This window comes from Pseudotabrizicola alkalilacus (genome assembly GCF_003443995.1).
Taxonomy (GTDB): domain Bacteria; phylum Pseudomonadota; class Alphaproteobacteria; order Rhodobacterales; family Rhodobacteraceae; genus Pseudotabrizicola; species Pseudotabrizicola alkalilacus.
In genome coordinates, this window is sequence record NZ_QWEY01000012.1 from 1 (window position 1) to 20,512 (window position 20,512).

The 20,512-nt window shown below is 60.7% G+C and carries 11 protein-coding genes and 1 pseudogene; 8 read left to right on the forward strand and 4 right to left on the reverse strand.

The annotated features are described in order from the left end of the window. The first annotated feature begins 281 nt into the window (after positions 1 to 281). The 8 genes from D1012_RS18000 to D1012_RS18035 all read left to right on the forward strand — a co-directional run bounded on the left by D1012_RS18000 (position 282) and on the right by D1012_RS18035 (position 13,321). Positions 282 to 962: an SOS response-associated peptidase gene (locus D1012_RS18000; RefSeq protein WP_118155533.1), complete on the forward strand. Its 681-nt coding sequence runs from the start codon at positions 282 to 284 to the stop codon at positions 960 to 962. After that, positions 946 to 1,581 (forward strand): ImuA family protein, encoded by a 636-nt coding sequence (locus tag D1012_RS18005; RefSeq protein ID WP_233517174.1) that lies wholly within the window; start codon positions 946 to 948, stop codon positions 1,579 to 1,581. Before D1012_RS18000 ends, D1012_RS18005 begins: the two co-directional genes overlap by 17 nt. Further along, complete coding sequence (locus D1012_RS18010; RefSeq protein ID WP_118155534.1) at positions 1,508 to 3,007, forward strand: Y-family DNA polymerase; 1,500 nt, start codon at positions 1,508 to 1,510, stop codon at positions 3,005 to 3,007. The genes D1012_RS18005 and D1012_RS18010 overlap by 74 nt, the downstream gene beginning before the upstream one ends. Next, complete coding sequence (locus D1012_RS18015) at positions 3,004 to 6,366, forward strand: error-prone DNA polymerase (protein WP_118155535.1); 3,363 nt, start codon at positions 3,004 to 3,006, stop codon at positions 6,364 to 6,366. Before D1012_RS18010 ends, D1012_RS18015 begins: the two co-directional genes overlap by 4 nt. Before the next feature lie 89 nt (positions 6,367 to 6,455). After that, entirely contained in the window at positions 6,456 to 7,895 is a 1,440-nt protein-coding gene (locus tag D1012_RS18020) for an IS1182 family transposase (protein WP_118155536.1), read from the forward strand. 917 nt (positions 7,896 to 8,812) lie between these two features. Continuing rightward, positions 8,813 to 10,447 carry an FAD/NAD(P)-binding protein gene (locus tag D1012_RS18025; protein WP_118155537.1) on the forward strand — a complete coding sequence of 545 codons (1,635 nt, stop codon included), beginning with the start codon at positions 8,813 to 8,815 and terminating at the stop codon, positions 10,445 to 10,447. A gap of 37 nt (positions 10,448 to 10,484) precedes the next feature. After that, positions 10,485 to 10,955 (forward strand): YciE/YciF ferroxidase family protein, encoded by a 471-nt coding sequence (locus tag D1012_RS18030; protein ID WP_118155538.1) that lies wholly within the window; start codon positions 10,485 to 10,487, stop codon positions 10,953 to 10,955. A gap of 290 nt (positions 10,956 to 11,245) precedes the next feature. Next, entirely contained in the window at positions 11,246 to 13,321 is a 2,076-nt protein-coding gene (locus D1012_RS18035) for a catalase (protein WP_118155539.1), read from the forward strand. Positions 13,322 to 13,880: 559 nt separating this feature from the next. Here D1012_RS18035 and istB read toward each other — a convergent pair. From istB to D1012_RS18055, 4 genes and pseudogenes are all read right to left on the reverse strand, one after another. Continuing rightward, complete coding sequence (istB, locus tag D1012_RS18040; protein ID WP_199489556.1) at positions 13,881 to 14,696, reverse strand: IS21-like element helper ATPase IstB; 816 nt, start codon at positions 14,694 to 14,696, stop codon at positions 13,881 to 13,883. After that, positions 14,693 to 16,159 carry an IS21 family transposase gene (gene istA, locus D1012_RS18045; protein ID WP_118155540.1) on the reverse strand — a complete coding sequence of 489 codons (1,467 nt, stop codon included), beginning with the start codon at positions 16,157 to 16,159 and terminating at the stop codon, positions 14,693 to 14,695. The genes istB and istA overlap by 4 nt, the downstream gene beginning before the upstream one ends. Before the next feature lie 279 nt (positions 16,160 to 16,438). Then, positions 16,439 to 17,071, reverse strand: a pseudogene (locus D1012_RS18050) (tyrosine-type recombinase/integrase). Positions 17,072 to 17,164: 93 nt separating this feature from the next. Continuing rightward, a complete protein-coding gene (locus D1012_RS18055; protein ID WP_118155541.1) occupies positions 17,165 to 20,419 on the reverse strand; it encodes a PAS domain S-box protein in 3,255 nt (1,084 codons plus the stop codon). Between the last annotated feature and the right edge of the window lie 93 nt (positions 20,420 to 20,512).

Below are 20,512 nucleotides of genomic sequence, written 5' to 3' on the forward strand. Positions count from 1 at the left end.
GAGTGATCCGCTGCGGAAACCTCTGTCGAGCCCCAAAGCTGACCGACTCGATGCCCCCTCCGCTATGTGCTCGGGGCACATCTCAGCAGTAGCCTCGTCTCGAGGTTCCCCCAGTCCCAGGTCAGTGAAAATTCGTTTGTCGCTAATCCTGACTGTTGCGCGACCCGCCTCATACCGCCGTCGCTCTTGGCCCGCCGGTGTGATCCGCCCGCCTCTCTCAGGACTGGACAAGTTCCCCGAATGTTCGCACCCTTGGGTCTTCCCGATTCCGGACCCCGCCGATGTGCAATTTGTATTCCCAGACCAAGAGCCAGGACGCGATGCGTCATGTGTTTGACGACATCGTGGAGGGTGGTGAAGGGTTTGACGACCTGACCGGCAACCTGCCACCGATGCCGGGGATTTACCCTGATTACCCGGCGCCGGTGTTTCGCCATGGGGTGCAGGGCGGCTGGCAGCTGTCGATGGCCCGCTGGGGGATGCCGACGCCACCGCAGTTTCTTGCGGGCAAGCGCACCGATCCCGGTGTCACCAACATCCGCAACCTTGCCTCGCCACATTGGCGGCGCTGGCTGGGAGTGGAACATCGCTGCCTCGTGCCCTTCACCAGCTTTGCCGAGCCGGACAACCGCCCCAGCCCCGGCGAGGGCAAACCGGTGTGGTTTGCGCTTGGGACGGATCAGCCGCTGGCGTTCTTTGCCGGCATCCGCACTGACTGGACCTCGGTGCGCAAGCTCAAGGAGGGCGAGGTGACGGTGGATGCCTTCGGGTTCCTCACCTGCGCGCCCAACCGCGAGGTGGAGCGCATTCACCCCAAGGCCATGCCGGTCATTCTGGTTCGGCCCGAGGAATGGCGCACCTGGCTGACCGCGCCGATCAAACAGGCGCTGCATTTGCAACGCCCCCTGCCGGATGGCGAGCTGGACATCGTGGTGGAGGATGTGCGTGACAACCCTGCATAACCTTGCTTCCCGCCCGGCACCTGCCGATCCGTTCACCCTGACCAAGACCCGGGTGCATGAGGCTGAGGGCCCGGGGCGGCGCAGCTTTGCGCTGTTCCAGACCCTGCGCCATCCCGGCGCGGTGCTTTGGGTGCTGCCCGCGCATGAGCCGCAACGCCCGATGCTGCGCGGCCTGCCTGTGGGACTGTCGGAGCGGTTGCTGCTGCTGACCCCCAGGAGCGAGACGGATCTGTTGTGGTGCGTCGAGGAAGCGTTGCGCGCGGCTCCGGTCGCACTGGTCATTGCCGAGCCGCAGCAGCTCTTGTCCCTGACCGCAGGCCGCCGGTTGCAACTGGCGGCAGAGACAGGGCGGACCACCGGGCTGATGCTGATCCGCGAGGATCACGGCAGCTCTGCCACCGAGACGCGCTGGCGCTGCGACCCTGTGTCCGCACACGTTCCCGTGTCCCGGGCTGCGACACATGCGGCAGCGGACTCGACTTTGCACCGCTGGGCCCTTAGTAAGAACAAAAAGGGAACAATTGGACATTGGGTTGTGAACTGGCATGGTGCGTCGGCTGCTTTCGATCTGGTTCCCGAGACTGGCGAGCGACGCCAGCCTGCGGAACCGGCCCGTTGAAGGGCCGTTTGCGCTGACCCATCGGTCGGGTAATTCCGATCATCTGCATTGTCTGAACTGTGCTGCGGAACAGCGTGGGCTGCATCGCGGCATGCCGCTCGCCGATGCCCGCGCGATCTGCCCCGATCTCTCCACTCGCCCCACCGATCTGGCACGTGAAGTGGCAGCACTGGCCAGCCTGCGCCGTTGGGCCAGCCGCTATGCCCCGATGGTCGCCAGTGACGGGGCTGATGGGCTGATGGCCGACATCACCGGCGTCGCGCATCTGTTCGGCGGTGAGGCGGAGCTCCGCTCTGACCTGCACGCCCGGCTGGAGCGCGCCGGGCTGTCGGTCAGCAGCGCCATCGCAGGCACGCGCGGGGCTGCCTATGCGCTGGCACGCCATGGCGGTGGGATCATTGCCGATGGCGATCTGGCGCAGGGTGTCGGGCGACTGCCGGTCTCGGCTCTGCGCATTGACCATGCCACCGCGGAGGCACTGGCCCGTGTCGGCCTGTCGCAGATGCGCGACCTGATCGCCCAACCCCGCGCGCCTCTGGCCCGCCGCTTTGGTCAAGCGCTGGTGCTGCGGCTCGATCAGCTGCTTGGTCACCAGCCTGAGCCGGTTGCCGCCGGAGCGGAGCCACCGCATTTCGGGGTGCGGATGACCCTGCCGGAACCGATCGGCCTGCAGTCCGATGTGATGGCGGGCCTCTCGCGCCTGCTCGACCGGCTCTGCGCCACGCTGGCGTTGCATCACCACGGCGCGCGCCGTCTGCGGCTGGAGCTGCGCCGGGTCGATCATGGCACGGTGCAGGTCGAGATCGGTCTGGCGCGCGCCATGCGCGATCCGGTCCGCATGGCAGCCTTGTTCGCCAAAGGCGTGGATGAGGTCGACGCAGGCTTTGGCATCGACGCGATGCGCCTGTCTGCCCCGATCACTGAACCGCTGCCGCCCGAGCAGATCGGCAGCGGCCCCGTCCTGCGGCATGAGGATGCGCTGGCCGATCTGATCTCACGCCTTGGCAACCGGATCGGCTTTGACCGCGTGCTCCGGATGCAGCCTGCCGACAGTAAGATCCCCGAGCGCAGTTTTCAGCTGGTCGCTGCGGCGTGGTCCGAGCCCGTCGCTGCCCCGCCTCGGCACGGCCCGGCGCGGCCCCTCACGCTGTTTCCCCCCGAGCCCGTCAGCCATGCTTCCGGACACCCGCCGGCGCAGTTCCGATGGCGGAGGATGCGTTTCACCACCCTGCGCGCGCATGGCCCGGAACGGATTGCACCGGAGTGGTGGTTCGATGATCCGGCATGGCGCAGCGGTATGCGCGACTACTGGCGGATCGAGACCCGCGAGGGTCCGCGCCTGTGGCTATTCCATACCCCGCAAGCCCCGGACTGGCCTGTGCCCGCAGGAGCGCAAAACTGGTGCGTGCAGGGGGAGTTCATATGACCCCCTACGCCGAGCTGTGCGTGACGTCGAACTTCACCTTCCTGACCGGAGCCTCGCACCCCGAGGAGTTGATGACGCGGGCGGCGGAGCTGGGTCTCAGCGCCATCGCCATCACCGACCGCAACTCTGTGGCGGGCGTGGTGCGGGCGTTTTCGGCACTTAAAGAGCTGACCCGGCAGCGCGAAGAGGCATTGGCCACCGATCAGGCCGCGCAGGACGGGCCGAGCATCCGGTCGCAGCACGTCACCGACCATTCCAGCCGTCAGACCGTGCCGCATTTCAGCGGGGCAACCGCCGCCCCTGTCCTGCCCGACACGCCGCTGCCCCGGTTGATCCCCGGTGCGCGGCTGGTGCTCACCGACTCTGCCGTCGAATGGCTGGCCCTGCCGACCGATGTCGCGGCATGGTCGCGGCTGACGCGGCTGCTCTCCTTGGGCAAGCGCCGTGCGCCCAAGGGTGACTGTCATCTAACCTGCGCCGATCTCTTGGACTGGGGCACAGGACTGATCCTGATCGCCTTGCCACCCGATCTGATGGAGGCCGATGCCCGGCAGCTTGCCGCCGCCCGCGCCGATATGGCCCGCATATCAGCGGCCTTTCCCGGCCAGTGCTTTCTGGGCGCTGCCCCGCATTACGATGGCCGCGATCAGCCGCGTCTTGACCGGTTTGCCACGCTTGCCCAAGGCGTGGCCCTACCACTGGTCGCGGTCGGCAATGTGCTGATGCACCGCGCCGCCCGCCGCCCGCTGGCCGATGTGCTGACTTGCCTGCGCCTTGGCTGCACCATCGACAATATCGGCCAGCACCGCCTGACCAATGGCGAGCACCGGCTGAAGTCCGGAGCCGAGATGGCGCGGCTGTTCCACCGCTATCCCGCCGCGATCCGGCGCACGGTCGAGATCGCAAATGCCTGCGGCTTCCGGCTGGATGAGCTGCGCTATCAATACCCTGATGAGGCACAGGATGGCGAACCCGCACAGGCAAGGCTGGAGCGGTTGACGCGCAACGGGCTGATCTGGCGCTATCCCGACGGCGCCTCGCCCAAGATCATCGCCCGCGTCGAGAAGGAACTCGCCCTGATCCGCGATGTCGACTATGCGCCCTATTTCCTGACCGTGCATGATATCGTGGCCTTCGCCAGATCGCGCGGCATCCTGTGTCAGGGGCGCGGATCGGCGGCCAATTCGGTGGTGTGTTATCTTCTGGGCATCACCGAGGTGCCGCCCGAATCCATCACCCTGATCTTTGAGCGCTTCATCAGCAAGGAACGCGGCGAGCCGCCGGATATCGACGTGGATTTCGAACATGAACGCCGGGAAGAGGTGATCCAGTGGATCTATGAGCGCTATGGCCGCGAGCGTGCCGGCTTGACCGCCACCGTGATCCATTTCCGCTCCCGCGCCGCCATCCGCGAGGTCGGCAAGGTCATGGGGTTATCACAGGATGTAGTAGCCCGCCTCTCAGGCCAGATCTGGGGCTGGTCCTCCTCTGCACCCGGCCAGGACCGGATGCGCGACGCAGGCCTTGATCCGACCGACCGGCGCATGATGCTGACCACCCGGCTGATCGGCGAGATCATTGGTTTTCCGCGCCATCTGAGCCAGCATGTCGGCGGCTTTGTCATCACCCAAGGCCGCCTCGATGAACTCTGCCCGATCGAAAATGCCGCGATGGAAGATCGCACCGTGATCGAATGGGACAAGGATGACATCGACGCGCTGGGGTTGCTGAAGGTCGATATCCTCGGCCTCGGCATGCTGACCTGTATCCGCAAGGCGTTCAAACTGCTGGCCGATCATCGCGGGCTTGGCCTGACGCTGGCCAACACCCCGGCCGAAGACCCAGCAATCTATGACATGCTGTGCCGGGCCGATGCGATCGGGGTGTTTCAGGTCGAAAGCCGGGCGCAGCTGAATTTCCTGCCCCGGATGCGGCCACGCGAGTTCTACGATCTGGTCTGCGAGGTCGCCATCATCCGCCCCGGCCCCATTCAGGGCGGCATGGTGCATCCCTTCATCAACCGCCGACAGGGGAAGGAGGCCGTCGAAGATCTCGGCCCCGCCATGATGGAGGTGCTCGGCCGCACCTACGGCGTGCCGCTGTTCCAGGAGCAGGCGATGCAGATCGCTGTCGTGGCGGCGGGCTTTACCCCGGCAGAGGCTGACCGCCTGCGCCGGTCCCTCGCCACCTTCAAACGCATGGGCACCATCGGCTCCTTCCGTGACCGCTTTGTCTCCGGCATGCTGGAACGCGGCTATGACGCTGATTTCGCGGCCCGCTGCTTTGCGCAGATCGAGGGCTTTGGCAGCTATGGCTTTCCTGAAAGCCATGCCGCCAGCTTTGCCCGGCTGGTCTATATCTCCGCCTGGCTCAAGTGCCATCATCAGGCGGTGTTCACCTGCGCCCTCCTGAACAGTCAGCCCTTGGGTTTCTACGCCCCGGCGCAGCTGGTGCGCGATGCCCGCGACTGCGGGGTCGAGGTGCGGCAGGTTTCGGTCAACCATTCGCTGTGGGATTGCACGCTGGAGCCTCGCGCCGATGGCGTGCTCGCCCTGCGGCTGGGGTTCCGCCAGATCAAAGGGCTGCGTGAGGAGGATGCAAACTGGATCGCCGCTGCACGTGGCAACGGCTATCCCGATGTCGAAAGCCTGTGGCGCCGCGCCGGGGTGCAGCCCGATACGCTGGAGCGGCTGGCCGAAGGCGACGCCTTTGCCGCCCTCGGCCTTACGCGCCGCGATGCGCTCTGGGCGGCCAAGGCGCTGCGCGCCCCTGCGCCATTGCCGCTGTTTGGGCCGGATGGTGAAGGGGGCGTCGAGCCTACAGTCACCCTGCCGCGCATGACCCTGGGCCAGGAGGTGATCGAGGATTACCTGTCGCTCCGCCTGTCCTTGCGCGCCCATCCGATGGAACTGCTGCGCCCGCGGCTACCCGAAAGCCTGCCGCATGATCGGCTGCCAGAGGCCAAAGGCCGCGTCACCGTTACCGGCCTTGTTATCACCCGCCAGCGCCCCGGCACCGCCTCCGGCGTGATCTTCCTGACGCTGGAGGATGAGACCGGCACCGCAAATATCGTGGTCTGGAAAAAGGTCTACGAGACCTTCCGCAAGGCGGTGATTGCCGGCCGCCTCATCCGCGTGCGCGGCCGGATCGAACGGGACGGTCCGGTGATACATCTGATCGCAGAACAGGTCGAAGACGTCTCGCCGCTGCTGACCACCCTCGGACGTCCGGTGATGATCCCGTCCAACGACGGGCGGGCGGATGAGACGAAACGGCCTGTCGGTGGCAGGGAGCAGTCCAGCGCCCGCCACCCGCGCGAACAGGCAAGGAAGCTGTTCCCAAGCCGGGATTTTCATTAGAGGGAAAAGGCAATCGAATGACGCGAAGGGCGGAGGCTGTGTAGAAACCCTGATTTATGCTATGCTTACGCATGGTTGGGAGGCTTTGCATGGCAGGTTTCATCGAGGGTGTCAGCCGCGATCAGACGACGCTTTTCCCTGATCGGTTGGATGACTGGATCGGGGAAGATCAACTAGTGCGCGTGGTCGATCTGTTTGTTGACCAGCTGGATCTGACCGCACTCGGATTTCAACGTCATACCGCCGCGCGCACGGGGCGGCCTGGGTATCACCCGGCTGTGCTGCTCAAGCTTTTCATCTACGGCTATCTGAACCGCATCCCCTCCAGCCGCCGCCTGGAAAGCGAAGCCGGTCGCAATGTCGAGGTGATGTGGCTGATCGGTCGACTGGTTCCTGATCACAAGACCATTGCGGATTTCCTGCGCCAGAATGGCCCGGCGATCCGTAAGGCATGCGCGAAGTTCGTCGAACTCTGCCGCCGGATTGGCGTGCTGAAGGGCGAGGTCGTGGCCGTGGATGGCAGCAAGTTCAAAGCGGTGAACAATCGGGACCGGAATTTTACCAAAGGCAAGATCGCCAGTCGCCTTGCGCATCTGGAAGTCGAGGCCGGCCGCTATATTGAGGAAGCCGACCGGATCGACCGTCAGGAAGCTGGCGCAGCACGGGCTGAGCGGTCGGCGCATTTGACCGGCCGATATCACCGTATCCGACAGGAGATAGAACGCTTGCTGGCCATGGACAAAGCACTGGCCGATGCACCAGACGGGCAGATCTCGCTCACAGATCCCGATGCCCGGGCAATGGCGACACGCGCACAACATAGCGGGCATGTCGGCTATAATGTTCAAAGTGTTGTTGATGCGGAGACGCATCTGATCGTGACGCACGAGGTCACCAATCAGGGGCATGACCGGGATCTTCTGACCAAGATGGCCACACAGGCGAAGGCTGTTCTGCAGCGCGAGGAACTGCACATCCTTGCCGACAAGGGCTACTTCAGCGCCCTCGAAATCCTCGCTTGCCACAAGGCGGGTATCACCGCGACTGTGCCGCGATCGGACACGTCCGGTGCTCGGTCAAAGGGGCACTTTGTGAAGGCTGACTTTGCCTATGAACACGATGCCGACATCTATCGCTGCCCGGCGGGGCAGGTGCTGACACACCGCGCCACCACCGAGCAGCAGGGTCTTCAAATGCGGCGGTATTGGACCAACGCGTGCAAGGATTGCGCCCTCAAGAACCGCTGCACCACGGGGCACGAAAGGCGGGTCTCCAGATGGGAACACGAACACCTGGTCGAAGCCTCGAATGCCCGCCGCCGCAGCCCGGCCGCCCCAATGAGCGTCCGCCGCTCTACAGTCGAGCACCCGTTTGGCACGATCAAGTCCTGGACGGGACCCTGCCATTTCCTGACCCGACAGCTTTGGGGCGTGCGCACGGAAATGGCGCTGAATGTGCTGGCCTACAACATCAAACGCATGGTTGCCTTGGTTGGGATCAAGGGACTGAGGGCGGCAATCCCAGGGTAGATCGGGCCAGGATGGGCTTCCATCAACGGTTTGGCGTGCGTCAAGGCGTCTTTTCGAGCCCCCAGGCACGTCCACAACCAAGTTTGCGGCCGATCCGAGCCAAAATCCACGCGCAGGACAAAACCGCGACCCGCGCCCCCCTCGTCATCGAGTTTTCACACAGCCTCGGCGGAAAGCCGACCGATGCATATGCAGCAAACCTATAAGCGCTCTGCCAGAGGTCGCTATTCGATCTCGATGCAAGCAGCGGACGATGTTACTGGTTCGGATAAGCGCAGAGAGCCTTTAGCGGACGGTGGCGGCCACCCATAGCAGAGCCTTCACGCCAAAGTTTTTCCACGGTTACGAACTAGATAAAAAGCCGCACTGTGTCGCCGCTGGACGGTTCCGTCCGATCATGCCGCCCCTCACTTCCCGGTCCTAGGCATGAGCTTTCTTGCCAAAAAATCGTTGGCCACGGCTAGCTCTCCGATCTTGGCATGCGGGTCACGGACCGTGTCTTGGCGACCTCGGCTGCCACAGCGACCTTGCCGCCTCGCTCAAAGATGCCTCCACCCCCGTCAAGAAGCGATCGTTTCGATTGGTGGATTATCGTCGGGTGCACCCCGTATTCGGCGGGCAGTTCCGACACCGTGCGCTCTCCTCCGTTACGGCCCCCAGCGTAACCCGACCATTGAAAACCGCAACGTGGTTCCTGCGTTTTGACCTACTTTTATTTCCTCGCGCTTTGAGATCAGCAGACTTCAGATTGCAGATTCCGTCACATTCCGTTTTCGGGGTAGCTCAGACGCGCAGCTTCAAGGTGCAGCACATCAAAGCCGCATACTGCTCCGCTAGTCGGCTCAAAAGATATTCTTCGACACGGAACCAATATGATCGCGTGAGCGTTCGTAGCCAGACCTTCGGAGAAATCGACCATGCAATCTGCAAAACGTATTGCGATCGTTGGAGCTGGGCCGATGGCTATCTATACCATCAAGGAATTGATCAAGAGCGATTTTCCACTCAATATCACAGCATTTGAAAGCTCCGATACCCCCGGTTGCGGCATGCCATACCGCCGGAGGATGAACGCAGACTACATGTTCTGCAACGCATACAGCAAAGAGATACCCCCTGTTACCCGCAGACTGGTCACATGGCTGCACGATCAGGACGATGATACTCTCGCGCATTTCGGCCTAGATCGCGATGGGATCGACAGCCGATCTTTCTACCCTCGTGTATTGATCGGTAACTTCTTAGCAGATGAATTGCGCGCGCTCTGCGACCAGGGGAGGGCGCAGGGTCATCAAGTTGCGATATTGCCCCTACACACCGTCGTGAATATCGCACCCGATGAGGGCGGGGTTTTCGTCGACGGCACCACACTGGATGGGGAATTCCGCCAGGTATTTGACGATGTCGTTCTCGCTACCGGACACAGCTGGCCCAAGTCGCCCCGGATTGGGTCGGCGGACTTGATTTCTCCTTGGCCCTACACCGCAGTCACAGAGCTTGAACCAGGAAACATCGGAATACTTGGTTCATCGCTGTCCGCCATCGATGTGATCGTAGCCTTGGGCACAGAACACGGTACATTTCACGAAGCAGAGGACGCAGTTACTTGGTTTCCGAAGAAGGGTCGTGAGTCAGTTTCAGTCACCATGGTGTCGCATCTCGGGATCATGCCTGAGCCTGATTTCTTTTATGCCTATCCTTACGAACCTCTGACTCACATCCACCCTGACGCTGTGCAGGCCGAGATAAACGTGGGTGCCGATGGCCTGCTCGCGCGGGTTTTCGGCTTGCTGATCGCCGAGCTTGATCATGTCGCACCTGATTACATGTCTCGTTTAGGGTCGGGCGTGCGGACGCTGAACGGTTTTGCGGATGCTTACTTTGCAGATCGGGTCAACACCGGAGGGATGCGAGCGTTGCGAGAGACACTGGCTTCCTCCGTCGAATCTATGCGGCAAAAGCGAACGCAGTCGCACCGTTACGCACTACTGCGCGCGCACGAGAATTTTGAAGCCCTCTTCGCGCATTTTAACTCTGAGGATTGGGACAGTTTCCGGGCTAACCTTTTGAACGTCTTCAGCGACTGCTATGCCGCAATCCCACATCTGTCCGTCCGGCGAGTGCTGGCAATGCATGACGCAGGTGTCCTTCGCATCATTCCTACTGGCGAAGATAGCGATTTTCGCAATGGCGAAAATGGCACGGTGATTTCGACAACGGTGGATGGCGATATTGCGTTCGACGCATTGATAGATGCCCGCGGACAAGCTGCTGCGCCCCTCAGCGCTCTGCCATTCCCGTCACTAATTGCTGGTTTGTCTCAAAATAATGCGCCTTTACATGCACCGTTCAGACTAGAACTTCTCAACAATTGTAGTGGACGCGTCTATTGCCTGTCGATGCCGCAGCTACTTCAGACCAATCCTTTTTCCCAAGGCCTGGCCAATTGTCACGAGCTGGGGAAGACCGTCGCCAATGACATAGTCACGGTGCTCGAGACGACGAGGAGTGATCCTCAACCCGCTAGCCGGTTCGAAAAGTCCACCTGTTGACCATCCCAACCGAACATCCAACCAATGGAGGCCCACAATGAAGACAATGGCAGAAGCGTTCCACCACACGCTGAGAGACATCTACTATGCTGAAAACGCTTTGACGAAAGCGATCCCGAAAATGATTGACGCGATCGGCGAGGGCGATATCAAGACAGCTTTCAAAGACCATCTGAAAGAAACCAAGGCGCAGGTTGAGATATTGAAGGAGGTTTTTTCGACCATCGACAAACCGGAGGAGGGCGAAAAGTGCGACGCAATAGACGGCCTCATCAAGGAAGCAGAAGGTATCATTAAAGACGCCAGCGGAAAGGCTCTGGCTGCATGCCTGATCGCTGCTGCCCAAGCAGTCGAGCATTATGAGATCGCGCGGTATGGCACGCTTCGTCAATGGGCCAAGGAACTGAATAACACCGAGGCACATGCACTTTTGACTAAGATTCTCGACATGGAAAAAGCAGCCAACGCAAAGCTGACCGGGATCGCTGTGGCAGCCTCCCGATCGTAAAGGAAGAACAATCGGCCGATCACATAGGTCGGCCCAGGTTTTGGTGCAACTTCATCGGGTCAAAGCCGAACAAGTTTGGACGTTCAGCGTGATTCAGGCTGATCAAAGTCGATCCTTGTCACCTCGGCCCCCCGGCAGATCGAAATGCTCATGCACAGCTATCTTGGCTGAACGCACGAGCATTCTGGGAAACTCTGCAAAAGAAAGTCCAGCGCGATCGACTTGGCGGCATCGGAGTTGCTCCACTTTCTACTCGGTCAGTAAAACTTCTAACAGAAAGGATCGGAACGATGGCCCGCAAACAAGCCACGGCCTCCACACTTCCCCAAGGCGAAGGTGGCGAAACTCAACAGCGCGCTGACTCCACGCTGACCACCAATCACGGGATGCCAGTCTCGGACAACCAGAATTCGCTTAAAGCCGGGGCGCGCGGGCCGACTCTGCTGGAAGATTTCGTGCTGCGCGAGAAAATCTTTCACTTTGATCACGAACGTATTCCGGAACGCATCGTCCATGCCCGGGGAACCGGAGCGCATGGCTATTTCGAATGCACCGAAGCTATTCCAGAGCTTAGCCGGGCATCGCTGTTCCAGAAAAAGGGCGCGCAATTCCCCGTCTTCGTAAGGTTTTCGACCGTTGCCGGCTCAAAAGGGTCGAAGGATACACCCCGCGACGTGCGCGGCTTTGCCGTCAAATTCTATACCGACGAAGGCAACTGGGACCTGGTCGGCAATAACATCCCGGTCTTTTTCATCCAGGACGCCATCAAGTTCCCAGACCTGATCCACGCCGTAAAGCCAGAGGCGGATCGCGGTTTTCCGCAGGCGGCCTCGGCGCATGATACGTTCTGGGATTTTATCTCGCTGATGCCGGAATCGATGCACATGGTGATGTGGGCGATGTCGGATCGCGCGCTCCCCCGCAGTCTGCGGATGATGGAAGGCTTTGGCGTCCACACCTTCCGTCTGGTGAATGCCAAGGGCGAGGCGACCTTTGTCAAGTTTCACTGGCGCCCGCGCCTCGGCGTGCAGTCAACTCTGTGGGATGAGGCGGTAAAGATTTCCGGCGCCGATCCCGACTATCACCGCCGCGACCTGTATGACGCGATCAAGGAAGGTAACTTCCCAGAATGGGATCTTGGCATCCAAGTCTTTGACGAGGCATTCGCCGATGCACAGCCCTATGACGTGCTGGATGCAACGAAACTGATCCCCGAAGAAGACGTGCCGTTGCGCATCATCGGGCGGATGGCTCTGGACCGCTGGCCGGACAACTTCTTTGCGGAGACCGAACAGGTCGCTTTCCTGCCCACCAATATCGTGCCGGGGATCGACTTTTCGAATGACCCGCTGCTGCAGGGTCGGCTTTTCTCTTACCTCGACACCCAAAAGTCGCGGCTTGGGACAACGAACTTTCACCAGATCCCCGTTAATGCCCCGAAATGCCCGATGCACAACTTCCAGCGCGACGGCATGATGCAGACCGTGGTTCCCAAGGGCCGCGCGAACTACGAGCCGAATAGTCTTGATGAAGCGGGAGAGGATGGCGGGCCTCGGGCTTCGGATCAGGGCTTCGTGTCGGTCGCGCGTTTCGAAGAACCTGCGACGGAAAAGCGTCGGGTGCGGGCCGAAAGCTTTGCCGATCACTTCAGTCAGGCCCGGATGTTTTTCGCCTCTCAGACCGAGGTCGAGCAGGGGCACATCATTGCGGCCCTCGTGTTCGAACTGTCCAAGGTCCAGCTTCCGCATGTCCGCGACCGGGTGCTGGCGCAGTTGCGCAACATCGGTGAGGATGTGGCAAACAGAGTGGCGGACGGCCTCGGAGCAGAGCTTCCGCCCGCGATAGCGCCGGCAAAGCCGGTGCTTGATCTGCCGGTTTCGGACGCCCTGTCGATCCTGAAGAAAGAGCCCGTTCTGGCGGGCCGGTGCCTTGGGATTCTCGTCACCGATGGCGCGGACGGCAAATTGGTCGAGATGCTGCAAGGGGCAGCAAAAGAGGTGGGGGCTTCCGTCAAGATCATCGCACCGAAGGTCGGTGGGGTCGTCCTAAAAGGCGGTAAGCACTTGGCCGCAGACGAAAAGATCGATGGTGCTCCGTCGGTTCTGTTCGATGCGGTGGCACTGGTGATCTCGGCCGAAGGGGCACAGCTTCTTATGGGCGAGAAGGCCGCGCTCGACTTTGTCTCCGACGCCTTTGCGCATTGTAAGGCAATCGGGCACTCCACCGGTGCAAAGGCGCTGTTGGACAAGGCCGGGGTGGCTGCAGATAAAGCCGTCATCGCGTTGCCGGATGGCGTGGACACACTGGTTGAGCACCTGTCGTCCCGGGAATGGTCTCGCGAGAAGGCGGTAAAGCTGCCGGTGTGACCCGGATACGAGAAGGGACGATCAAGGCTTTTTCCGGCTGCCCTGCAGGGCAGCCGGATCCTCTGATCGCTTCCGGTTCGGCATCGCGATCGGTCAGAGCATGGTATCTGAACGGTTTGCCTTTTGACGCCATATCCTACGTCGGGCGGGGCAGGAACCGAAGGCTTGCAACCACGCCCGTCTCGCCGTTGCGCAAGACAAGGTTGCTGCGTAACCGGCCGATTGCTACCGCGGTGACTGGGCCTTGATGCGTGCGACGAGTTCTGCGTCATCGACGAAGTCGTCGAGGAAGGCGTGCCAGGTTTCGGTGTTGAAGGCCAATAAATGTCGCAGAGATGGAGGAGCTTCTGCGCAGCGAAGGGCGCCTGCTCTATGGATAAGCTAGTCGCCATAAAGATCGGCTCAGGTGACGCTGGCACGCGGAACGTTTGAACCCAGTTAATCGTGCTAACTTCTCGATTGCGAACAGCATGTAGCGCGTCAACCAGTTTGTCCGAGCGCGACAACCACCTTGGCCGGTTTGAGGCGGATGGGGTTGGCGTAGATTGAGGTGTCTGGTTCAGATTTCTCCTTCGGTATGGTTGTCGTTGGTGGTTGTCGGTGGCGCTTGATCCTGGACCAGTTTGCTGGCGGCAGCGGTGCGCTGACGGAAGCTTTCGGCGTTCATTTCCAGTATTGTCGCGTGATGAACTAGCCGGTCGATCGCGGCGACGGTCATGGCTTTGTCCGGGAAGATCTGATCCCAGCCGCTAAAGGGTTGGTTGGCGGCGATGGCAATGCTGCGGTATTCGTAGCGCCGGGCGATCAGTTCGAAGAGGACGCCAGTCTCGGCCTGATCCTTGTGGGCGTAGGTGATGTCATCGAGGATGATCAGGTCGAAGCGGTCCAGTTTGGCCAGGGCGGCTTCAAGGACAAGATCACGGCGGGCGACCTGCAGCTTTTGCACCAGATCGCTGGTTCGGGTGTAAAAGACGCGGTGCCCGGCTTCGACCAGAGCGTGGCCTATGGCGCACAGAACATGGGTTTTACCAGTGCCGGAATTGCCAATCGCGATGAGGTTGCCGCCACCGTCTAGCCAATCGCCGGCAGCGAGGGCTTCGATCCGGGCGCGCGGGAGCGATGGCAGGGCTTTGAAGTCGAAGGTGGCCAGCGTCTTACCGGCCGGCAGCTGCGCCTCGGTCAGATGGCGGCGGATGCGGCGCATGTCGCGCTCGGCCAGTTCGTATTCTGCCAGAACGGCAAGGAACCGGGCTGCGGGCCAGCCTTCAGTGTCGGCCCGAGAGGCGATCTCCGGCCATAGCTTGTGGAAACTGGGCAGGCGCAGCGCGGTCAACATGCTGGGCAAAGTGTGGATGTCGATCTCGCGGGCGGTCATGCGGCGCCCCCCAGAAGAGCATCGAAGCTGGCGAGGGATGGGTGGGCCACCGGGACATCTGTGGGCAATGTCATGTGCCTTGGCATCAGCCGCAATGTCAGGGTCTCGGGATCTGGCAGGGTCCCGCAGGCAAGGTCAGCGGCGAGCAGATGCGCCAGTTCCGCCTCGCAGGCCCGTTCGTGGGCGATGAACAGCAGATCGACCATGCGGCGGCAGGCATCCCGGCGCGGCAGGTCGCGCTGCAGGACCTTCCAGGCTTCTGCGTATTCTGTGCGGGGGAACAGGTTGTCGCGGTAGACCGAGTTGCACAGGGCCTGCGGTTTGCGGCGCAGAGCATGGATGACATGGTGGTAATTGACGACATGGACCCGGTGCCCGTCATCCCGCCCACGCGCCCGGGGATGGTGGACGACGAGGGTAGCGCCGAGGTATGCTTCGATGCGGTCATCATAAACATGCACCCGCAGACGTTGGCCGATGAGTTGTGACGGCGCGCTGTAGAAGACGCTTTTGACCAAGAAGCCGCCAGTCCGGGTGACGGGAACAACGGTCTCGATGAAGTCGGTGGTGCGACGTGCCGGCAGAGGTTTGAGATGCGCCTGCTCTGCCAGAACGGCGTCGGCCCGCTGCCGGTTGCGCCGGGCCACCAAGAGATCCACGAAGCGCCGGTAATCGGTGATGGACACGAAGTCGCGGTTGCCGCGCAGGATCAGCGCCTGTGCAATGGCGGTCTTGAGATGCCGGTTTTGCGATTCCACCGCGCCGTTCTCGTGGGCCTCACCCCGGTTGTTGCGGCTCGTCTCCATGCCGTAGTGCCCGACAAAGGCCTCATAACGCTGGTTAATGTCCTGACGCTGGTCAGAGGTCAGGTTGCGGAAAGCGGCCGACAGGCTGTCGGTGCGGTGGTTGTGTGGCACGCCGCCCAGCGACCAAAGGGCCTGTTGTAGGTTCTCGGCCAAAGCCGTGAAGCTCTCCCCGCCCAGAACCACACCGACATGTTCCCAGCGGCTGTAGACCATCACGAAGTGATAAAGCAGATGCGGGAACGGCTGCCCCGCGATCATCACGCCGAGATCGTCCGCATGGGTGAAGTCGGACTGCGCCATATAGCCGGGCTCAGGCGATTGACGGAAGATGATGTCACGCTCTGGCCCGTTCAGCGCCCGCCACTGCCGGACCCGCCGTTCAAGGGTGCGTCGGATGCGGTCATCAGGGAAAGCCAGCGGATGCAGACTTTGCAGATGGCGCAGCAGGGTGACGGCCTGAAGGGCGCTGTCCTTGGCCAGCAAAGGAAGCAGGTCGGCTTCCCAATATCCTTCAAGAGGGTCCGCGACGGTGCGGCCATGCGCGATCTTGCGGTTGGATGGCAGCGTCGGATCGGCGTCAATGCGGCGGGCCGTGCGTTCGCTGAACCCGGCGCGGGCGGCCGCGGTTCGCTGACTGTGGGTCTGGAGGTCTGACATATAAAGTCTCCTTGCTGGTCGGTGATGGGTTTGTAGGCCAACCCGGATCCTCCGCTGGACGACAGAAGAACCCGGCTTACCAACCCGCAGCGACCAGCACCTAACCCGAAAAACTATGAGGCCGGTGAGACTGCCCTCCAGACGGGCATGCCCGTCTTCCGTTCAGCCCCACCGGCCAAGATGGTTGACGCAACCGGCCATGGTGGTTGTCGCTCAACACAGCAGCCGACACATACATTTGGGCTGACCGGCGCATGAAACAGCGATCGGCAGGTGTGGTTACAGATCTATCCCTTCTGACAAGGACAGCGCGTTGTCCAGGTCGACCCCAAGACAGCGAACAGTGCTGTCCATCTTGGTATGCCCGAGCAAAAGTTGAACAGCGCGCAGGTTACCAGTCTTCTTGTAAATCTGGGCAACCTTCGTCCGTCGCATCGAATGGGTGCCATAGGCGCTCGGTTCAAGGCCGGTCGAGAGAACCCAGTCGCGCATGATCCGCGCATACTGGCGTGTCGCTAAGTGCGGGCTGGCATGGACACGGCTGGGCCAAAGATATTAGCAACCGATAATCTCTGGATCTTTAATCCAACGCTCCACCGTCAGTCGCGTGGTTTCGGTGATCTCGAAGCGGACAGGTTTGCGTGTCTTGCTTTGCATCACGGAGGCGCGTTCCTTAACGCGGCCGACGGCGTAAACATCGTTCACCCTCAGGCAGACCAGATCGCAACCCCGGAGCTTGCAATTAATGGCCATGTTGAACAGCGCCAGATCGCGCTTACTATCGGCCATTTCCAGCCGGACACGGATGGACCAGAGATGCTTGGGCAGCAGGGGGCGTTTCTGGCCAACGATGCGGCCCTTGTTCCATGGCGCACGTGCGGGGCGAAGGGCAGGAAATGTTTCGATGGGCATACCAGTCCCTTCAGCTGGGCTAGCTTGCAAATGAGAATACCGCTAAGTTAGGCACATTAACCAAAGCTTGGTCAGGCGGTGGCGATCTGACTATTATGTCTCTTCGGTTTGGACGCCAAGAATACGTTCAATGTCGGCTTGGCTGTAAGGCTTTTCCAGCCAGGTCACACTGTTCCCAAGCCCGTATCGCTCAACCGCTTCGGTCACGGACAGACCTGAAGCAACGATGATCCTGATTGCTGGCCAGCGGGCCTGAACCTCGGCGATCAGCGACGCCCCTGAAACATCAGGCAAACCAATGTCGCTGATGAGAACATCAATCTGATTGCCCTCAAGGATTTGAAGTGCCTCCCTCGCCGTCCCAGCCTCGAACGTTGTGTGGCCAAGGTCCTCGACCATATCCACGGTCGACATGCGAATGAGAACCTCATCTTCGACCAGCAGGACTTTGTAACACGTTGGCTGGGAGTGCGTTTCGCTCTCTTTCGCGGTCGGCTGCCGTTTCGCAGGACCACGGCCATCAAGACAATAGCGCAGCCGATGCGCCAATTCTTCTTGTGTGTAAGGTTTGCTGATCAACTCGACGTTCTCATCCAGTCGCCCCCCATGGACGATTGAATTCTCTGTGTAGCCCGACGTAAAAAGCACCGCCAGTTCGGGCAGCCGTTCTTGTGCAAGGCGCGCCATCTCGCGGCTTTGCATGGAACCCGGCATCACCACATCGGTGAACAGCAGATCAACCGCAACACCACTTTCGATGATGGCAAGACCGCTTGCGGCGTCCCTTGCCCGGAGAACCCGGTAACCAAGTTCCGACAGTATTTCGACCACCGTTGCGCGGACATCATCGTCGTCTTCCACCACCAAGACAGTTTCGCTTCCGCCACGCACAGGTCCCAGATCTACGACAGGACGATCAGCTTCAGCCTGCTTGGTGCGGGGCAGGTAGATGCGGATCGTCGTGCCCTCGCCCGTTTCGCTATAGACCTTGATATGACCGTTCGATTGTTTAACCAGGCCGTAAACCATGCTCAATCCGAGTCCGGTGCCCTGACCCGGCGGCTTTGTTGTGAAAAACGGCTCGAACACTTGTTCAAGCATTTCGGCAGGGATGCCGCAGCCTGTGTCCGTCACTGCGATCATGACATATTGCCCAGCCTCCACTTCGGGGTGTTGGCGGGTATAGCGGTCATCAAGCTGCGCGTTTCCAGCCTCGATGGTCAGCTTTCCATGCCCGTTCATTGCGTCACGGGCATTGATGGCAAGGTTAAGGATGGCGTTTTCAACTCGGGTTTCGTCGACGAACGTGTTCCACAATCCACCGGAAATAATCGTCTCGACCTCGACACTCTCGCCTAGAGCGCGACGGAGCATATCGTCCATCCCTCGCACGAGGCGACCAAGGTTCACAGCCTTGGGAGCGAGGGGCTGCCTGCGCCCGAACGCCAGAAGCTGTGACGCGAGCTTTCCTCCGCGAGACACGCCCGATATTGCGTTTTGCACGCGCTGCTCGGCGCGATTGTTGCCAGCCACATCTTTCTGCAACAGTTGAAGATTGCCACCGATGACCTGAAGCAGGTTGTTGAAATCATGAGCAACCCCGCCGGTCAATTTGCCGATTGCTTCCAGCTTCTGAGATTGGCGCAGTTGTGCCTCGACAGTCTCCCGTTCCGCCATGACCTCTGCGACCCGAGATTGAAGCGATGCATTGAAGTTCGCCATCGCCTCGCGGGCTTGCAATTCGGCAGCAATGTTGCGGACTTCTATGACCGTGCCAACCGCCTTTCCCTTTTCATCCCGAATGGGACTGGCGGTAAAGGCCACAGGGTAGAAACTGCCATCCTTGTGGATAAACATGTCCTCGCCCTGAACTTGGTTTTCTTCCGGAAAGGCACGATCAATTGTGCATTCGTGCAATGGAAAAGGCCGTCCGTCCGGGTAGGTATGATGAATGACATCATGGAGCGGTCGCCCCAGTGTTTCCTCAAACCGATAGCCGGTCAGCCGCTCGGCTGCGGCGTTCATGTAGACGCACTGTTGCCGATCATCCATCAGGAAAACCGACATGGTCGTATTGCTCAAGACCGTATCCAGACGCTGGGACACCTGCCTGAGGGCACGCGCGGCCGCATCGCGCTCGGTGGTATCTTCTATTGCAGCAAAGTAGACAGCGCCGGCATCATCGTTCAGCAGTTGAAGTCTTACGGCGACGTTGTAGTCGGTTCCGTTCTTTCGGCGATGCATGGTTTCAAAATGCAGGACAGTTTTCTTCCCCGACCGAAGCGGTTCAATGATGTCCATAAACGCTTCGGTCGTCAGTGAGGGCTTGATGTCGACGGGCGTCAGTTCGACAAGCTCTTCCATGGAGTAGCCGAGGTTTTCCCTTGCGCCGCGGTTCACCAAAATGAACTTGAGCGTATGCGCATCAAAAACAAATGTTTCGCTTGCAGCATCCTCGACGATCCGTCCCAATCGCTCGTTTGCTGATGCGGCCGCAAGCCGTTGCAGTTCTGCTGCCGCTCGGCCTGCAAACAGCTCGAGCGTTTCCAAGGGCTGAAGCGACGGGTCTATTGGTTTGTCGTTGAGAACGGCAAGAAGGCCGATGCTCCCTCCCTTCGATCCCCGCAGCGGCACACCCATATAGCTCTCGACACCCATCTCCGTAAGAAGGGCGTCATCGGGAAAGAGATTGGCAACGTTGGCAGGATAAATGCAGGCTTCATCCACAAGCACATTCGCGCAGGGCGTGCCCTTCAGGTCATACTCGAAATTCTCCTGCCGACCTCCGTCGCTCCAGGCGGAAAGCACGCGCGCGCGGTTCGGATTGCAGGGGTGAAGATCACACAAAAGCACCCACCGCACTTGCAGTGCCTCGGCCAGCGCTTCCACGACCGCATCGAGGAACGGGCGGCCGACCAGTCGGGAACAATCGATCAATTTCTGTCGCGCGCCTTCGGCACGCTTTCGCGGCGTGATATCCCGGGCAACCTTTGAAGCCCCAATGACCCTCCCGCCCTGATCCTTGATGGGTGACACCGTCAAAGAAATATCGAGCGCGACCCCATCCTTTCGAACACGCAGGGTTTCGAAATGGCTTACAATCTCACCCTTGCTGATCTGCGTCAGAATCGCATCTTCTTCGCTATGGCGGCCCTCGGGAATAATGCGGGTAATCGAATTGCCGATCAACTCATGGGCCTGGTAGCCGAAAAGCTTGGTCGCTCCGTAATTCCAGCTGGTCACAGAACCATCGAGTGAAATGCTAATTATGGCATCTTCACAGTGCTCGACAATCGCCGCAAAACGGTCACCCTCGGACGCATCTGCGGGCCGTGGCATGTCGTTCATCCTTCACTCCATCTCAACCGTCAGCGGAAACATCTGCTTCGAACATGCCCTGCACCAGCGTTCCTGGCGGGGTCGCAAGCCGTTCGACTTTAG